The sequence below is a fragment of the Bartonella tribocorum genome, from assembly GCF_002777915.1.
GTDB lineage: Bacteria > Pseudomonadota > Alphaproteobacteria > Rhizobiales > Rhizobiaceae > Bartonella > Bartonella tribocorum_A.
This window is the reverse complement of sequence record NZ_NJGE01000071.1, coordinates 1-1,147: the sequence shown is the minus strand read 5'-3', so window position 1 is coordinate 1,147 and position 1,147 is coordinate 1. Positions and strand designations below refer to the sequence as shown.

1 pseudogene is annotated in these 1,147 nt (G+C 40.5%); it reads right to left on the bottom strand.

Annotation, left to right across the window (positions count from 1 at the left end):
• Positions 1-1,147, bottom strand: a pseudogene (locus CER18_RS10160) (Vomp family autotransporter); the annotation flags it as partial.

Genomic DNA, 1,147 nt, shown 5'->3' with positions numbered 1-1,147 from the left:
CTCCCATAATTAATAGTGCCACTTTCATCATTTGTCTTATCATAGTGGACAACCGCTGAATCATCCGACTGAAGATCCTTAGAAAGACCTTTCAAACTGTCTTCGAGTTGTTTCTTATTAACCGCTTCATTATCTTTCTCTGCCGCCTTAACACCCGAAAGAGTTCTATCCTTACTGTCCTGATCAGCAATACTAACTACATTACCGTATTTTTCACCACCTATTTTGATCAGATTTGTTTTTTCATCCAACTTAACAAGACTATCGCTAACGACAGTGGTAATATTATTGGTAATATCATTTTTTATATTCGTGAAAGAATTGCCTACTCCAGCCAATGCTTCAGCTACAGTGGAATACGTCTTCTCTTCTGATTCTCCATCTTCCTTAACTGTCTTAATTTTAAAAGTAGGCGCTGTCCATTTTCCATTCTCACCATAACCAGAGCCACCTCCAAAATAGCTCGCAAGCTGCTCATTCAGCGAATAAAGCTGACCGCCTGTTACTGCATCCGTCGAGCCCTTGGAAATAGCTCCATCTAAAAGAGACGTAATCTTGCTCGCCGTTTTTGCTCCATCTTTCCCGTGTTGAGCACTAAAGGCTTTATCAGCATCACTCCACATCAACGCATCACCTTGAACTTCTTGCGTAATATTGGTGATGCTTTGGCTAAACTCTTTTTGAAGTTTCTCAAAAGAGCTTCCTACGCCCGTAAATGCTTCTGCAACTGTACTATATTCTTTATCTTCAATGGAAACACCATCTTCTTTAACAGCCTTAAACTTAAAGACTGGTGCACTCCAAGCGCCATTCTCATAACTTGCTCCACCACCAAAGTACTGCGCAACACTGCTGCCCAAAGCATAAAGCTGGGAACCATTAATGGCATCGGTTGAGAGAGAACTAATAACGCCACCTTTAAGAGATGTAATCTTGCTGTTTTCTTCTTTATCTCCATGTTGCGCTAAAAAGGCATTTGCATCCTTGCTCCAATTTAAAGAATCCTGTGCAACGCCCTGAGATACTTCTTTAATACGTTGATTCACATTCTTGATATTACTATCAAGTCCTGCAAGTGCTGTTCCAACACCGTCAAGAGAACTTGCTGTTACAACACCATCTTTGGCAATGTAAGATAATTTATAGG